General features: G+C 73.4%; 16 protein-coding genes. 10 read left to right on the plus strand and 6 right to left on the minus strand.

The features are described 5' to 3' along the window. Nucleotides 1-23: 23 nt before the first annotated feature. The 6 genes from ACZ4IF_RS38525 to ACZ4IF_RS38550 all read left to right on the plus strand — a co-directional run bounded on the left by ACZ4IF_RS38525 (nt 24) and on the right by ACZ4IF_RS38550 (nt 6,222). Entirely contained in the window at nt 24-701 is a 678-nt protein-coding gene (locus ACZ4IF_RS38525) for a hypothetical protein (protein ID WP_467571894.1), read from the plus strand. Next, entirely contained in the window at nt 688-1,464 is a 777-nt protein-coding gene (locus tag ACZ4IF_RS38530) for a class F sortase (RefSeq protein ID WP_467571897.1), read from the plus strand. The genes ACZ4IF_RS38525 and ACZ4IF_RS38530 overlap by 14 nt, the downstream gene beginning before the upstream one ends. Before the next feature lie 347 nt (nt 1,465-1,811). Then, the gene (locus ACZ4IF_RS38535; RefSeq protein WP_345647955.1) at nt 1,812-3,155 is read left to right on the plus strand and encodes an ABC transporter ATP-binding protein; all 1,344 of its coding nucleotides are present in this window, start codon (nt 1,812-1,814) and stop codon (nt 3,153-3,155) included. A gap of 20 nt (nt 3,156-3,175) precedes the next feature. Continuing rightward, the gene (locus ACZ4IF_RS38540) at nt 3,176-3,628 is read left to right on the plus strand and encodes a DUF3574 domain-containing protein (protein ID WP_467571900.1); all 453 of its coding nucleotides are present in this window, start codon (nt 3,176-3,178) and stop codon (nt 3,626-3,628) included. A 105-nt stretch (nt 3,629-3,733) separates the two neighbouring features. Then, entirely contained in the window at nt 3,734-5,122 is a 1,389-nt protein-coding gene (locus ACZ4IF_RS38545) for an aldehyde dehydrogenase family protein (protein ID WP_467571903.1), read from the plus strand. A 17-nt stretch (nt 5,123-5,139) separates the two neighbouring features. Next, entirely contained in the window at nt 5,140-6,222 is a 1,083-nt protein-coding gene (locus tag ACZ4IF_RS38550; RefSeq protein ID WP_467571906.1) for a Zn-dependent alcohol dehydrogenase, read from the plus strand. Nucleotides 6,223-6,286: 64 nt separating this feature from the next. On the opposite strand, the gene ACZ4IF_RS38555 is transcribed toward ACZ4IF_RS38550, so the two are convergent. The 3 genes from ACZ4IF_RS38555 to ACZ4IF_RS38565 form a co-directional block, all read right to left on the minus strand. Next, nucleotides 6,287-7,276: a DMT family transporter gene (locus ACZ4IF_RS38555; protein ID WP_467571909.1), complete on the minus strand. Its 990-nt coding sequence runs from the start codon at nt 7,274-7,276 to the stop codon at nt 6,287-6,289. A 120-nt stretch (nt 7,277-7,396) separates the two neighbouring features. Then, a complete protein-coding gene (locus ACZ4IF_RS38560; RefSeq protein ID WP_467571912.1) occupies nt 7,397-8,122 on the minus strand; it encodes an ArsR/SmtB family transcription factor in 726 nt (241 codons plus the stop codon). A 64-nt stretch (nt 8,123-8,186) separates the two neighbouring features. Continuing rightward, complete coding sequence (locus ACZ4IF_RS38565) at nt 8,187-8,828, minus strand: TetR/AcrR family transcriptional regulator (RefSeq protein WP_467571916.1); 642 nt, start codon at nt 8,826-8,828, stop codon at nt 8,187-8,189. 89 nt (nt 8,829-8,917) lie between these two features. On the opposite strand from ACZ4IF_RS38565, the gene ACZ4IF_RS38570 reads away from it, so the two are divergent. From ACZ4IF_RS38570 to ACZ4IF_RS38580, 3 genes are all read left to right on the plus strand, one after another. Further along, a complete protein-coding gene (locus ACZ4IF_RS38570) occupies nt 8,918-10,069 on the plus strand; it encodes an acyl-CoA dehydrogenase family protein (RefSeq protein WP_467571919.1) in 1,152 nt (383 codons plus the stop codon). A gap of 69 nt (nt 10,070-10,138) precedes the next feature. Next, nucleotides 10,139-10,393, plus strand: coding sequence for a YiaA/YiaB family inner membrane protein (locus tag ACZ4IF_RS38575; RefSeq protein ID WP_095933255.1), 255 nt, complete (start codon nt 10,139-10,141; stop codon nt 10,391-10,393). A gap of 122 nt (nt 10,394-10,515) precedes the next feature. Further along, on the plus strand, nt 10,516-11,142 hold the full coding sequence (locus tag ACZ4IF_RS38580; protein ID WP_467571922.1) for a TetR/AcrR family transcriptional regulator: 627 nt from the start codon (nt 10,516-10,518) through the stop codon (nt 11,140-11,142). 21 nt (nt 11,143-11,163) lie between these two features. Here the strand turns inward: ACZ4IF_RS38580 and ACZ4IF_RS38585 are convergent, their stop codons facing one another. After that, nucleotides 11,164-11,625 carry a MaoC family dehydratase gene (locus tag ACZ4IF_RS38585; protein WP_095933254.1) on the minus strand — a complete coding sequence of 154 codons (462 nt, stop codon included), beginning with the start codon at nt 11,623-11,625 and terminating at the stop codon, nt 11,164-11,166. A 105-nt stretch (nt 11,626-11,730) separates the two neighbouring features. On the opposite strand from ACZ4IF_RS38585, the gene soxR reads away from it, so the two are divergent. Then, on the plus strand, nt 11,731-12,228 hold the full coding sequence (gene soxR, locus ACZ4IF_RS38590) for a redox-sensitive transcriptional activator SoxR (protein WP_095933253.1): 498 nt from the start codon (nt 11,731-11,733) through the stop codon (nt 12,226-12,228). A 236-nt stretch (nt 12,229-12,464) separates the two neighbouring features. Here soxR and ACZ4IF_RS38595 read toward each other — a convergent pair whose 3' ends face one another. Both ACZ4IF_RS38595 and ACZ4IF_RS38600 read right to left on the minus strand, forming a co-directional pair. Continuing rightward, the gene (locus ACZ4IF_RS38595; protein ID WP_467571926.1) at nt 12,465-13,532 is read right to left on the minus strand and encodes an RNA ligase (ATP); all 1,068 of its coding nucleotides are present in this window, start codon (nt 13,530-13,532) and stop codon (nt 12,465-12,467) included. Between the two features lie 85 nt (nt 13,533-13,617). Next, on the minus strand, nt 13,618-14,394 hold the full coding sequence (locus ACZ4IF_RS38600) for a 3-keto-5-aminohexanoate cleavage protein (protein ID WP_467571930.1): 777 nt from the start codon (nt 14,392-14,394) through the stop codon (nt 13,618-13,620). Between the last annotated feature and the right edge of the window lie 116 nt (nt 14,395-14,510).

Consider the following 14,510-nt stretch of genomic DNA (forward strand, 5'->3'; position numbering starts at 1 on the left):
ATCATCTGACTTGGAGGATGTGCATGCCCACCTCGCCTCTGTCGTTCCGGCCGGCGCCGTCGCGCACCGCCGCCGCACGCGCGGGCGCCGCCGTCGCCCTGGCGGCCGTCACGGCCGCGGGCGCCGCTGTACTGGGGGCCCCGGCCGCATTCGCCGCCCCCGGCGACAACGGCGACGTCAACGTCCGCAGCACGACCACTTCCGTGGACGACCAGGAGGACGAGCTGAAGGTGTGCCGGTTCTACCTGGACGCCTTCGACTTCGACGCGAATCAGTCCATCAACTGGTCGATCGCGGCCCAGCCCCCCGTGGTCGACGGCTCCGTCCTCACGGGCACGCTCGCCCTCCCCTCGTCAGGCCACGGCCGGACCGCCGACCTGGTGCTGCCCGAGGGGCAGTACAGGCTGACCTGGGAGATCGCGGGCGGCAACGGCGCGGGCAAGCACAAGGTCTTCAAGGTCGACTGCGAGGGTGCCACCCCGAGCCCGACGACGACCGCGCCGGGCGGCGGAAGCGGCGGGCCGGGCGGTGGTCCCGGCGGGTCCGACGGCGGACCCAACGGCGGACCTCCCGCGGGCGGCGGCGGCCTCGCGCGCACCCAGGACTTCTCGCCGGTCGCCGGCGCGGCGGCCACGGGTCTGGTCGTGACCGGGGGAGTCGTGTACCTCAGGCTGCGCCGGCGTACCGATGGTGCGGCGTAGGCGCTCCCGGAGGCCCTGGTACCGGACGCGCGCCTACCGCCTGACACGGACAGCCGTGCTCGCCACCGCACTGGTGGCGGGCGGCGTCCGGTGGGCGGGGAGCGACGAGCCGACGGGGTCCGGGGCGGTGGCCGTGGCCGAGTCCCCCGGCCCGGCCGCCGCCACGGGGCCCGGTAGGGACGCGGGAGGTACGGACCGGACGAACGCGCGGCGGGCCGTCGCCGGGCCGCGCGGCGCAGGGGCCGGCCGGACCGCTCCCGCCCGGCCGGCCCGCCCGCCGAGACCGCTCCCGCGCTCACGTGCGACGGCGATCGACATCCCGTACTTCCGGCTGGCGGCCCCGGTCGTCGCCGTCCGGCTCGATCGCGAGCGGCGCCTGACCGTGCCGCCCGTGGACGACCCGAAGGTGGTCGGCTGGTACGAGGGCGGAGCCACGCCGGGCGAGCGGGGCACGGCCGTCGTCGTCGGGCACCGCGACACCAGGACGGGGCCCGCGGTCTTCGCGGCGCTCGGGCAACTGCCGGTCGGCCGGCTGATCGAGGCCCGGCGCGCCGACGGACGGGTCGCCGTCTACACGGTGGACGCCGTGAAGACGTACGAGAAGGCACGCTTCCCCGACAGGGAGGTGTACGGCGACAGGCAGCGCCCCGAGCTGCGTCTGATCACGTGCGGCGGTGTCTACGACCGCAGGAAGGGCTACGCCGGCAACATCGTCGTCTTCGCCCACCTCACTCAGACACGGGGGCGCGCCCGCACCATGTGAGAGCGCGGGCCGCACCCGGCCGGTCGCGCCGGGCGGGGCACCGCACCGCGGTCCGGTGCCGCCCCGCCCGGACCGGCCCGACGGCCCGGCGCTCGACGGTCGGAAGCCGGACCGCCCGGCGCGGGGTGCCCGACGTACCGGTGTCCGGACCGGGCGGGGCACCTGCGGCCACCGGTACCTGATCGTCCGTTTACGTCCGTGCCGAACCGGATGGTCCGATCCCGCCGGATGTCTTCCCCCGGGCGTGCGCGGTCCGTTAACTTCCGTGACTCATACGTCCCGTACGACCCGCACGGGACGTTCGACAACACGCTCTGGCGTCCAGTGAGCCCCCGGGGGCACCTCTCATGACACGCGCCATCTCCCTGCACAGCGTCAGCAAGTCGTACACACGCGGCGTCCGCGTGGTGGAGCGGTTGTCGCTCGACATCCGGCCGGGCGAGTTCCTGGTCCTGCTGGGGCCCTCCGGCTGCGGCAAGTCGACGGTGCTGAGAATGATCGCCGGACTCGAAGAGGTCACCGAGGGCGAGGTGCGTCTCGACGGCGAGTACGCCAACGACCTCCCCCCGTCCGGGCGCGACATGGCCATGGTCTTCCAGAACTTCGCCCTGTACCCGAGCATGACCAGCCGCGACAACATCGGCTTCCCGCTGCGCATCGAGGCGCCCGGCGACGACCCGCGCCCGCGGGTGGACGCCACCGCCCGGATGCTCGGCATCCAGGACCTCCTCGACCGCTTCCCGAACCAGCTCTCCGGCGGCGAACGTCAGCGCGTCGCCATGGGGCGGGCGATCGCGCGGCATCCGTCCGCCTTCCTGATGGACGAGCCGCTGTCCAACCTGGACGCCAAGCTCCGCAACCACCTGCGGGCCGAGATCGCCCGGCTCACCAGGGATCTGGGCACGACGACGGTCTACGTCACCCACGACCAGGCGGAGGCGATGTCGCTCGGCGACCGGGTGGCCGTGCTGCGCGGCGGGGTCCTGCAACAGCTCGGCACGCCCCGGACCGTCTACTCGCTGCCGGCGAACGTCTTCGTCGCCGCCTTCATCGGCACTCCGCGGATCAACCTGCTGCGCGGCCTGGTCCGGGCGCCGCTCGACGGCGCGATGTCGATCAGTCTGGGCAAGCAGTACCTCCGGCTGCCCGAACCCCTGTCCCTGGACCACCAGTTGCTGCGGGTCCAGCAGGGCCGCGAGGTCATCGTCGGACTGCGCTCCGAGGCCGTACGGCTCGCGAAGCCGTCCGCCGCCCGGCCCGGCGAGGTGGCGATCAGCGGGCTCGTCGAGCACGTGGAGTACCAGGGGCACGAGGTCCTCGTGCACTTCAACACGGGGTCGCGGCCCGCCGTGGTGCCGGAGCTGGAGTCGCCGCGTCCCACCCGCCCGGTCCGGCGACGGCGGCGCGAGGGCACGGTCCTCGACCGGCTGCGGGAGCGCGCCGGGGCCCTGCGGGCCGGCCCGGTGGTGGTCCTGGAGCATCCGGGGGACGCGGAACCCGACGTCCCCGACCTGGCCCCGCCCGAGGGCCGGCTGCCCGGGGACCTCGTCGTGCGCACCACGCCCGACATCGAGCTGCGGCACGGCATGCAGGTCCCCCTCCTCGTCGACCTCGCCCATCTGTTCGTCTTCGACCAGCACGGTGAACGCATCTGTCCGGCTCCGGCGCGGCTGCCGGACCTGGAGGAGTGAGTTCCGCTAGGCAGGGCCGCATGACCCCGTACAGCCTGCGCGCCCGTCCGGTCGCCGCCACCGCCACCGTCCTGCTCCTCGCCGGCGCTCCCGCCGCCCAAGCCGTGTTCGGCGACGAGGAACCGCGGGCTGCGGTGCGCGGGGCCGCGTACGTCGAGACCCGGCTTCTCTTCGGCACGGCGCGGCCCGACGGCGGATCCGCCGTCACCGACCGGCAGTTCATGGACTTCGTCGACCACGAGGTGACGCCGGAGTTCCCCGACGGACTCACCGTGCGGGAGGGGCGCGGCCAGTGGCGGGACGCGCACGGCGTGATCGAGCGGGAGCGGTCGTACGAGCTGGTGCTGCTCTACCCGGTCGCGCGGGCCGCCGCGAGCGACCGGAGGATCGAGGAGATCCGGAGTGCCTACGAGCGGACCTTCGGCCAGGAGTCGGTGGGCCGGGTCGACGACCAGGAGCAGGTCGACTTCTGACGGACGTCCCCCGAGGACGCCCTGGGGCCGACCACCCCTGGCGCCCCAAAACTATCATCGCTAGTTTAGGGTCCGGACGACGCGTCCCCGCCCGGGAGGAACACGATGAAGGCACATGACGGCATGTACATCGACGGCACCTGGCGCCCCGCCGCCGGCCGGGACACGATCGAGGTCGTGAACCCGGTCGACGAGCAGGTGATCGGCCGGGTCCCGGCGGGCACGGCCGAGGACGTCGACGCCGCCGTGCGTGCGGCCCGCGCCGCCTTCCCGGGCTGGGCCGCGACCCCGCCCGCCGAACGGGCCGCGCGGCTCGCCGCGCTCCGCGACGCGCTCGTCGCGCGCAAGGACGAGATCGCCGAGACCGTGACGGCCGAGCTGGGCTCGCCGCTCGCGTTCTCGCAGGCCGTGCACGCGGGCGTGCCGGTCCTGGTCGCCGGCTCCTACGCCGAACTGGCCGCGACGTACGACTTCGAGGAGAAGGTCGGCAACTCGACCGTCTACCAGGAGCCCGTCGGCGTCGTCGGCGCGATCACCCCGTGGAACTACCCGCTGCACCAGATCGTCGCCAAGGTCGCCCCGGCGCTCGCCGCGGGCTGCACCGTCGTCCTGAAACCCGCCGAGGACACCCCGCTCACCGCACAGCTCTTCGCCGAGGCCGTGGCCGACGCGGGCATCCCCGCCGGTGTGTTCAACCTCGTCACCGGCCTCGGCCCGGTCGCGGGCCAGGCCCTCGCCGAGCACCCCGACGTCGACCTGGTCTCCTTCACCGGCTCCACCGCGGTCGGCCGGCGGATCGGCGCCACGGCCGGGGCCGCCGTCAAGCGGGTCGCCCTCGAACTGGGCGGCAAGTCCGCCAACGTCATCCTGCCCAGCGCCGACCTGGCCAAGGCGGTGGCCGTCGGGGTCGCCAACGTGATGTCCAACTCGGGCCAGACGTGCAGCGCCTGGACCCGGATGCTCGTGCACACCGGACAGTACGAGGAGGCGGTCGAACTGGCCGCGGCCGCCGCCGCGAAGTACGGAGACCGCATCGGCCCCGTCGTCAACGCCAAGCAGCGCGACCGCGTCCGCGGCTACATCGACAAGGGCCTCGCCGAGGGCGCGCGGCTCGTCGCGGGAGGCACCGAATCCCCGCACGCACAGGGGTACTTCGTCAGCCCCACCGTCTTCGCCGACGTGACCGAGGAGATGTCGATCGCCCAGGAGGAGATCTTCGGGCCGGTCCTGTCGATCATCCGCTACGAGGACGAGGAGGACGCCCTGCGGATCGCCAACGGCACGGTGTACGGGCTCGCGGGCGCGGTCTGGGCGGGCGAGGAGGCCGAGGCGGTCGCCTTCGCGCGACGGCTCGACACGGGGCAGGTCGACATCAACGGAGGACGCTTCAACCCCCTCGCCCCGTTCGGCGGTTACAAGCAGTCGGGCGTCGGGCGCGAGCTCGGAGCGCACGGTCTGTCCGAGTACCTCCAGACCAAGTCCCTCCAGTTCTAGACCCCAGGAGCACGCACATGGTTCGCGCCGCCGTCCTTCCCTCCGTGGGCGCTCCCCTGGAGATCGCCGAGATCGACCTCCCCGAACCGGGCCCCGGCCGGGTCAGGGTCAGGCTCGCCGCCGCAGGGGTCTGCCACTCCGACCTCTCCCTGTCCGACGGCACCATGCGGGTGCCTGTCCCCGCCGTCCTCGGACACGAGGGCGCCGGCACCGTCGTCTCCGTCGGCGAAGGCGTCACCCACGTCGCGCCCGGCGACGGCGTGGTCCTCAACTGGGCGCCGTCCTGCGGAGCCTGCCACGCCTGTTCGCTCGGCGAGGTGTGGCTGTGCGCCAACGCCCTGACCGGCACGGCGGACGTGTACGCGCGCCGCGCCTCGGACGGCAGCGACCTCCATCCCGGCCTGAACGTGGCCGCGTTCGCCGAGGAGACCGTCGTCGCCGCGAGCTGCGTCCTGCCCGCACCGGACGGAGTCCCCCTGGCCGACGCGGCCCTGCTCGGCTGCGCCGTCCTCACCGGTTACGGTGCCGTCCACCACTCCGCGCAGGTACGCCCCGGCGAGACGGTCGCGGTGTTCGGTGTCGGCGGGGTGGGGCTCGCGGCCCTCCAGGCCGCGCGGATCGCGGGCGCCTCGAAGATCGTCGCCGTCGACGTCTCGCCCGAGAAGGAGTCCCTCGCGCGAGACGCGGGAGCGACCGACTACGTCGTCGCCTCCGACGCCACCGCGCGCGAGATCCGCGGCCTCACCGGCAAGCAGGGCGTCGACGTCGCCGTCGAGTGCGTGGGGCGCGCCGTGAGCATCCGCACCGCCTGGGACTCCACACGGCGCGGCGGTCGCACCACCGTCGTCGGCATCGGCGGCAAGGACCAGCAGGTCACCTTCAACGCGCTGGAGATCTTCCACTGGGGCAGGACCCTCGCGGGCTGCGTCTACGGCAACTGCGACCCGGCGCGGGACCTGCCGGTCCTCGCGGAGCACGTCCGCGCCGGGCGCCTGGACCTCGGGAGCCTGGTCACGGACCGGATCGCCCTCGACGGCATCCCGGCGGCGTTCGACAACATGATCGCGGGCAAGGGAGGCCGGGCCCTGGTCGTGTTCTAGTCGTGCCCGCCCGTTCGCGGGCCGGTGCCGGTCCGGGAACGGGCGGACCGGTGCCGGTCCGGGGTCAGGCCTGTTCCGGCTCGGGGCGGCGCTCCGGGGCGGCCGCCGCCGTCCCGCCGTCCGGGGGCACGAGTTCCGATGCCCCTGCCGTACCGGCACGGGGCCGGGAGCGCGACACCGCGACACCCGCCAGGCACAGTGCCCCGCCCGCCAGGGTGAGCGGTCCCGGCACCTCGCCGAGGAACAGCCAGGACATCAGGACGACCAGGGCGGGCACCGCGTACGTCGTCGCGCCCATACGGCTGGCGGTGGTGCGGGCCAGCGCGTACGCCCAGGTCGTGAAGGCCAGCGCGGTCGGGAAGAGGCCCAGGTAGACCATGTTGAGCGTGGCGGAGGCCGGCGCCTTCGCCGCCTCCGTCACGAGCTGCCCGGCGAAGGGCAGGCAGGCGACGGCGCCGACGAGGCAGCCGAACGTCGTGACCTGGAGCGCGCCGGCCCGGCCGAGCGCCGGCTTCTGCGCCACCACACCGCCCGCGTAGCCCACCGCGGCGAGCAGACACAGGACGACCCCGAGGACCGACGAGCCGCCCTCACCGGACATCGACAGGCCGACGGCGACGGCACCCGCGAACGACACGGCCATGCCCGCCAGCAGACGGGGCGGCATCGGGTCCCCGAGCAGTCGGGAGCCGAGAAGGGCGATGAGGATCGGGCCGATGTTCACGACGAGTGCCGCCGTGCCCGCGTCCAGCTGCTGCTCGCCCCAGTTCAGGACGACCATGTAGAAGCCGAACCACAGCAGCCCGGATATCGCGATCCCGGGCCAGGCCGCCCGGGGCGGCCACCCTTCCCTGCGGATCAGGCAGACGGCCCCGAGGGCGAGGGCCCCGGCGAGCAGCCGCCCCAGTGCCAGCGCGCCCGGCGAGTACGCCTCGCCCGCGCTGCGGATCGACACGAAGGCGGAGGCCCACAGTCCGACGGTGACGGTCGCGGCGCCCGCGGCGAGCAGCCGCGTGCGTCCGGTGGGCGGGGCGGGCCGGGAGGTGTTCATCATGCTCCTGAGGCTAGGCGGGGGGCGGGCGGAGGTCTCGCGGATTTCGGACGCCTGCCTGGGGCGCCGCTTCCGGAGCTGGTGCCGCCCGCCGTGCGCGGGGAAGGGACGGGCAGGGGCAGGTCAGCGCAGCGCGGCCGCCTCGACGCCCAGGAGCTCCGCGAGGGCCCGCTCGCCCTCGGGGGTCACCTTGACGGCCCGCTCCGTGCCGACGCGCACACACCATTTCGCGTCCAGGACGTGCCGGCACAGGGCCGCGCCGGCGCCGCCCGCGAGGTGCGGCCGGCGTTCGGTCCAGTCCAGACAGGCCCGGGTGAGCGGGCGACGGGCCGTGAGGTCGAGGTCGATGCCGGCGGACTCGAACCACCGCAGTCCGGCGTCGGTGAGGGCGAACCCGGTGTCCTGGCGGAGCAGACCGCGGGCGGTGAGGGCATCGGTGAGGGCGATACCGAGGCGCCCGGCGAGATGGTCGTAGCAGGTCCGCCCGCGGGCCATCGCCGACACCGCGCTCGACTCCCGGAGCGTGCGCGGGCGTTCGGCCCCGGCCGGCCCGACGTGCGCGGCGAGATCCTCGACGATCTGCGCGACGCGGGGGTCCGCCAGCCGTACGTAGCGGTGCCTGCCCTGCCGTTCCTCGCTGAGCAGCCCGCCCGTGACGAGCCTGCCGAGGTGCTCGCTGGCCGTGGAGGGGGCGACCTGGGCGTGCCGCGCCAGCTCGCCCGCCGTCCAGGCCCGCCCGTCGAGCAGGGCGAGCAGGAACCCGGCCCGCGTCTCGTCCGCGATCAGCGCCGCGAACCCCGCGAGCCCTGCTGCCCTGCTGTGCGTCGGCCTGGTCATGCCCTCCAGCATGCGCCACGGACGTTACGGCCCCCGCCGAAATGTCCTCGCTGCCGGGCTGCCCGGACCGGTCCGCTCAGCTCCCCACCGTCAGCTGCGCGTACTGGGCCGACAGGCCGTCCAGCAGCGCGGTGAGGCCCGTCTCGAAGGCCCGTTCGTCGATCTTCTCCTGCTGCTCGGCGAGCAGGTGTGCCTGCCCCAGGTGGGGATAGTCCGCGGGGTCGTAGGCGTCCGCGTCGTCGACGAAGCCCCCGGCGAACGAGCCCAGCGCGGAGCCCATGATGAAGTACCGCATCAGCGCCCCGATCGAGGTGGCCTGGGAGGGCGGCCACCCCGCCTGGACCATCGCGCCGAACACCGCGTCCGCGAGCCGCAGGCCCGCGGGCCGCCGCCCGGGACCGCGCGCGAGCACCGGAACGATGTTCGGGTGGTCGCGCAGGGCGGCCCGGTAGGAGACGGCCCAGTCGTGCAGCGCGGTGCGCCACTCGCGGCCGTCCTCGAACATCGTCAGGTCGACCTGCGCGCTGACCGAGTCCGCGACCGCCTCCAGGATCTGGTCCTTGGTGCGGAAGTGGTTGTACAGGGACGGCCCGCTGACGCCGAGTTCGGCGGCGAGCCGGCGCGTCGAGACGGCCGCGAGGCCCTCGGCGTCCACCAGCGCCCGCGCGGCGTCCACGATGCGGTCGGTGCTCAGCAGGGGCTTGCGCGGTCGGGCCATGGCGCACATAGTAGGGCTGCATTCGGAAACTAGCAGTGCTAATTTAAATGTACCGCTTTCAATGTCCGCAATCTGTGGGGTGACTCGGTATGAACCTGGAGCTCAGCGAGGAGCAGTCCGCCGTCCGGCAGCTCGCCAAGGACTTCGTGGACCGCGAGATCGCCCCGCACGTCGTCGAGTGGGATCGCGCCGAGGAGGTCGACCGGTCCATCGTGAAGAAGCTGGCCGAGGTCGGCTTCCTCGGGCTGACCATCGACGAGGAGTACGGCGGCAGCGGCGGCGACCACCTGGCGTACTGCCTGGTCACGGAGGAGCTGGGGCGCGGCGACTCGTCCGTCCGCGGCATCGTCTCCGTCTCGCTGGGCCTCGTCGCCAAGTCGATCGCCCACTGGGGCACCGAGGAGCAGAAGCGGCGTTGGCTGCCGGGGCTCACGGCCGGCGAGTACGTCGGCTGCTTCGGGCTCACCGAGCCCGGTACGGGATCGGACGCGGGCAGTCTGGCGACCCGGGCCGTGCGTGACGGCGACGACTACGTCATCAACGGCACCAAGATGTTCATCACCAACGGCACCTGGGCCGACGTCGTCCTGCTGTTCGCCCGCTCCACCGACGCGCCCGGCCACAAGGGTGTCTCGGCCTTCCTGATACCGACCGACACCCCCGGCCTGACCCGCCGCACCATCCACGGCAAGCTCGGGCTGCGTGGGCAGGCCACCGCGGAACTGGTCCTCGAGGATGTGCGGGTACCGGCGAGCGCGATGATGGCGCCCGAGGGCAAGGGCTTCGCCGTCGCGATGTCCGCGCTCGCCAAGGGCCGGATGTCGGTGGCGGCGGGATGCGTCGGCATCGCCCAGGCCGCGCTGGACGCCGCGGTGCGGTACGCGTCCGAGCGGGAGCAGTTCGGGAAGCCCATCGCCCAGCACCAGCTGGTGCAGGAGCTGATCAGCGACATCGCCGTCGACGTGGACGCCGCACGGCTGCTGACCTGGCGGGTCGCCGATCTCGTCGACCGCGGACTGCCGTTCGCCACCGAGTCGTCGAAGGCCAAGCTGTTCGCCTCCGAGGCCGCCGTGCGCGCCGCGAACAACGCCCTCCAGGTCTTCGGCGGCTACGGCTACATCGACGAGTACCCCGCGGGCAAGCTGCTGCGTGACGCGCGCGTGATGACCCTCTACGAAGGCACCAGCCAGATCCAGAAGCTGGTCATCGGGCGTGCGCTGACCGGGGTTTCGGCCTTCTGAGTACGTCCCGCGCGTTCCTGAGTATCTCGGCGGATGTGACGGCCCGGCCCCGGCGGCGACGCTTTCCCCATGAGTGAGACACCGGTCAAGCAGCAGAACACGGCCGCCTTCTACGGACAGGCCGTCGCCTCCTTCTCGGTCGCCATGGCCGCGACCGCCCTGGGCATCTTCAAGCTCCAGGCCGACGCCTGGGTGCGGGGCTTCCTCGCCATCGCGGTCCTGTACCTGGTGACGTCCGCCTTCACCCTGGCCAAGGTGATCCGTGACCGTCAGGACGGCACACGCGCCGGCGGGCGGGTGTACGACCCCTTCGAGAAGCTCTGATCCACCCCGGGGCGGAGGGTTTCGCCCCGGGTCGGCCTTCCGCGCCGAGCGGGGGATCTAAGCGGGCGCTCAGGTTCGGGGGTATGGTGTTCACCCTGTCGGTGGAGAAGGGGCGAACAGCGATGAGTACGGCGGAGGAGACGGCCGGCGGCGAGATGCAGCCGTGGGCCGAGGTCACCCCGGACGCGGCCCGGCGGCTGCTCGTCGCCGCCGTGGAGGCCTTCGCCGAGCGCGGGTACCACGCGACGACGACCCGGGACATCGCGGGCCGCGCGGGCATGAGCCCGGCCGCCCTGTACATCCACTTCAAGACCAAGGAAGAGCTGCTCCACCGGATCAGCAGGATCGGCCACGCGAAGGCCCTCGACATCCTGCGGACGGCCGCCCGGGGCGAGGGCGACGCGACCGAGCGCCTCGCGAACGCCGTGAGTTCCTTCGTGCGCTGGCACGCCGGAGGGCGCACCACCGCGCGGGTCGTACAGTACGAACTGGACTCGCTCGGACCCGACGCCCGGGCCGAGATCATCGGCCTGCGCCGCCAGGTCGACGCCGAGGTGCGCGGGATCATCCAGGACGGCGTGGCCGCGGGCGACTTCGACGTGCCGGACGTCCCCGGCACCACCCTCGCCGTGCTCTCCCTGTGCATCGACGTGGCCCGCTGGTTCAACGTGGACGGACCCCGGACGCCGGACGAGGTCGGCGCGCTCTACGCCGACCTCGTGCTGCGGATGGTGGGAGCCGGGAAGTAGCCCGGGCGCACCGGGCGGCGGTCAGAAGTAGTAGCGGGACACCGACTCGGCCACGCACACCGGCTTGTCGCCGCCCTCACGCTCGACGGTCACCGCGGCCGTGACCTGCACGCCGCCGCCCGCCTCGGTGACGTCCGTGAGGACCGCGGTGGCGCGCAGCCGGGAGCCCACCGGCACCGGGGCGGGGAAGCGCACCTTGTTGCTTCCGTAGTTGACGCCCATCTTCATGCCCTCGACGCGCATGACCTGCGGCACCAGCGCGGGCAGCAGCGACAGCGTGAGGTAGCCGTGCGCGATGGTCGTGCCGAACGGGCCCGCGGCGGCCTTCTCCGGGTCCACGTGGATCCACTGGTGGTCGCCCGTGGCGTCCGCGAACAGGTCGATCCGCTTCTGGTCGACCTCCAGCCAGTCGCTGTGTCCCAGCTGTTCGCCCACCGCCGCCTTCAGGTCGTCGGCGGACGTGAAGATCCTCGGCTCTGCCATGTCCCTGGCCTCCCGCGTCGCAATGTCTAAGCAACTGCTTAGCATGGTCGGGTGGAGGGCTCCTGTCAACGCACCGCGGTTGCCGGGGTGGGTTAGGTTCGAGGGGTGCCCCAGATTCCAGAGAAGATCCACGAGCTCACGGTCGGCCAGCTGTCGGCCCGCAGCGGCGCGGCCGTCTCCGCCCTGCACTTCTACGAGTCCAAGGGCCTGATCAGCAGCCGTCGCACCAGCGGGAACCAGCGCCGCTACCACCGTGACGCGCTGCGTCGTGTCGCCTTCGTCCGCGCGGCGCAGCGCGTCGGCATCCCGCTCGCCACGATCCGCGAGGCCCTCGCCGAGCTCCCCGAGGAGCGCACCCCGACGCGGGAGGACTGGGCCCGGCTCTCGGAGGCCTGGCGCTCCGAACTCGACGAGCGCATCAAGCAGCTGGGCCGGCTGCGGGACCACCTCACCGACTGCATCGGCTGTGGCTGCCTGTCTCTGGAGAACTGTGTGCTCTCCAACCCGGACGACGTCTTCGGCGAGCGGCAGACCGGCTCCCGACTCATGGTGGAACGCTCGGGCCGCACCGCGCGGCCGGAGCCGGCGAACGACTGCCGCTGAGCCCGGTCACCGGGCTCGCGTGAGCCGGTGCGCGACGGCCGCCGGTCCCGGTCTCCGGTGTGACGGGAGCCGGCGCGCGACAGTCTCCGGGCCCCGTCACCGGGCTGACGGGAGTCGGCGTGCGACGGCCGCCGGGCATCCGTCGCAGGGCCCCGCGTCCGGGCGGGCTCCTGTGGCGCACCTGCGCCACGTCCGGTCCCGGGGCGTCGGCGCCCGGGACCGGAGCGCGCGGTGGGTCACTCGTACTCCGTGCCGCCCTTGCGGGTCAGGTAGGCCGGGCTGACCGCCTTCGCGATGGCCCGGCCGCCCGTCACCGGGCTGTAGCGCTCGGTGGACGTGCGGACGACCACGCCCTCGCGCAGGTGCAGGTCGCGCCCGGACACCGTCTCCCGGCCGGTCGCGGTCTCCAGGACCTTCGCGATGTCGTACGGCCCCTCGTACAGCCTTGGCACCAGCGGCAGTTCGCCCTCCAGCAGAGCCGCAGCGTCCAGCCAGCGGACCTCGCCGTCGATCTCCGCGGACACGTCGAACACGGCGTAGCCGAGGGACTCGCGGCGTCCGTCGGCGCCGTACGACAGGTCCTGCACGCCCGCCCCGTACACCTCGCCGAAGATGCCGACGCGGCGCGCGCCCAGGTGGCCGGCGAGCCGGGCCGCGGCCTCCGCGACCCCGTGCCCGCGCACGGCCCGCCAGTACAGATTGCGCGGGTCCTCCTTCAGGGCGAGGGACTTGGCGCCGAAACCCTTCGAGGAGACGTACACGCGGTCCTCGTCGGCGACGTACGTCAGCAGGCAGGCCGATCCGTGCAGCTTCTCGGTCAGGACGACGGGCTCGCCGGGGGCGAAGATGTCCGGGTAGCGCTGGAGGTTCTCGATGTCGACCCAGGGCAGCAGGTCGGGCGCGGACTCGACGTCACCGTCCATCGTGGGCGGGACGGGCGGCACCCACTTGACGATGCCGAGCACCTCGGCGAAGTCGGTCCCCTCCTCGGCGGCCCGCGCCAGGTCGACGTCCGCCAGTGCCCGCGGGCGGCACACGATGCCCTGCGACAGCTCACCGCGCAGCCGTACCGCCTTGACCCGGTCCGAACCGCTCCCCGCCAGGCGACCGGTCAGACCGAGCTCCTCGATCAGCCCGGCCGGGAGCACGGACTGCTCCGGGATGTAGACGGCACGCTCGCCGGTGCGGTAGGCGCCCTTGGCGACCACGGCCCGGTAGAGGCCGACCTGGGCCAGTTCGAGGGCGTCGGCGTTCGGATGCTCGTGGATGGTCAGCACTTCGGCGGTGACGCGCAGCGTCGACATCGGGACTCCTCGGGTTCCTCAGCTGTGTTTCATCGCCTCCCACTGTCCGGACGGGAAAGTGCTGGATCGAGCGGATTTGCTGCTGCTAGCGTGTGGCGCTCTCGCTGCGCGCCGTGCGGTACTCGGCCAGTGCCCGCGTCACCAACTGGGCGTTGGACGAAGCTCGTTGTCCGTCCGACAGGGCCAGGGTGTCCTCCAGGCCGATACGGGTGGCCAGCCCCTGCCGGCCCGCGAGCCGCAGCACCGGCCAGGTGCCGCCGTCGAGGCCGTGCAGCAGCACGGGCCGGCCGTGGTGCCGCCCCGAGCCGGTGGGGCCACCGGCACGCGAGGGGCCTGTGCCGAGGTCGGCGAGCAGCGTCAGGGCCGACTCCCGCGCCGAGCGCGGCGAGTCGTCCATGACCTCGGCCAGGACGCGCAGGACGTGCGGCCCCAGGGGCGACACGGCGAAGCGCTCCGCGCCGTCCGTGCCCGACCAGATGCCCGCCTCCACGTCGATGCCACGGTCGAGGAGCGCCGCCGCCACGTCCTCGGCGCCCGGCTCGTGCCAGTTGACCGAGGCGTGGTCCGGCAGGACGGTCCAGGACCGGATCCGCTCCACGCGGGCCGCCGGATCGGGCTCGGCCCACGCGCCCGTGGTCACCCCGACCGGGACGTCCACCCGCGCCCGTATCGCCTCCAGAGTGGCCGCCAGGGCCTTCGGCGACAATGTGTCCCGGCCGCAGGGAGACTTGGGATGGACATGGATGTCCGACGCCCCGGCCGCGACCGCCTCGGCCGCGGACCGGGCCATCTCCTGCGGCGACATCGGCACGACGGCACCGTCGGACGATCCGCGCGCTCCGTTCAGACAGACCTGCACCATGCCTCGATGGTGCCACCCACCACCGACAACCGGACCCCGACGGGCGCCCGCCCGGGCGCACCTCGCGGGCGACCGCGGCGCGGTCCAGCCGGGGCGGCGCCGCGGGAACGACGACT

It is taken from the genome of Streptomyces sp. NPDC025784, assembly GCF_055558435.1.

Bases quoted from the DNA above. Each gene is read 5' to 3' on its own strand.
- ACZ4IF_RS38525 (WP_467571894.1), top strand. From the start codon at position 24: ATGCCCACCTCGCCTCTGTCGTTCCGGCCGGCGCCGTCGCGCACCGCC.
- ACZ4IF_RS38530 (WP_467571897.1), top strand. From the start codon at position 688: ATGGTGCGGCGTAGGCGCTCCCGGAGGCCCTGGTACCGGACGCGCGCC.
- ACZ4IF_RS38535 (WP_345647955.1), top strand. From the start codon at position 1,812: ATGACACGCGCCATCTCCCTGCACAGCGTCAGCAAGTCGTACACACGC.
- ACZ4IF_RS38540 (WP_467571900.1), top strand. From the start codon at position 3,176: ATGACCCCGTACAGCCTGCGCGCCCGTCCGGTCGCCGCCACCGCCACC.
- ACZ4IF_RS38545 (WP_467571903.1), top strand. From the start codon at position 3,734: ATGAAGGCACATGACGGCATGTACATCGACGGCACCTGGCGCCCCGCC.
- ACZ4IF_RS38550 (WP_467571906.1), top strand. From the start codon at position 5,140: ATGGTTCGCGCCGCCGTCCTTCCCTCCGTGGGCGCTCCCCTGGAGATC.
- ACZ4IF_RS38555 (WP_467571909.1), bottom strand. From the start codon at position 7,276: ATGATGAACACCTCCCGGCCCGCCCCGCCCACCGGACGCACGCGGCTG.
- ACZ4IF_RS38560 (WP_467571912.1), bottom strand. From the start codon at position 8,122: ATGCTGGAGGGCATGACCAGGCCGACGCACAGCAGGGCAGCAGGGCTC.
- ACZ4IF_RS38565 (WP_467571916.1), bottom strand. From the start codon at position 8,828: ATGGCCCGACCGCGCAAGCCCCTGCTGAGCACCGACCGCATCGTGGAC.
- ACZ4IF_RS38570 (WP_467571919.1), top strand. From the start codon at position 8,918: ATGAACCTGGAGCTCAGCGAGGAGCAGTCCGCCGTCCGGCAGCTCGCC.
- ACZ4IF_RS38575 (WP_095933255.1), top strand. From the start codon at position 10,139: ATGAGTGAGACACCGGTCAAGCAGCAGAACACGGCCGCCTTCTACGGA.
- ACZ4IF_RS38580 (WP_467571922.1), top strand. From the start codon at position 10,516: ATGAGTACGGCGGAGGAGACGGCCGGCGGCGAGATGCAGCCGTGGGCC.
- ACZ4IF_RS38585 (WP_095933254.1), bottom strand. From the start codon at position 11,625: ATGGCAGAGCCGAGGATCTTCACGTCCGCCGACGACCTGAAGGCGGCG.
- ACZ4IF_RS38595 (WP_467571926.1), bottom strand. From the start codon at position 13,532: ATGTCGACGCTGCGCGTCACCGCCGAAGTGCTGACCATCCACGAGCAT.
- ACZ4IF_RS38600 (WP_467571930.1), bottom strand. From the start codon at position 14,394: ATGGTGCAGGTCTGTCTGAACGGAGCGCGCGGATCGTCCGACGGTGCC.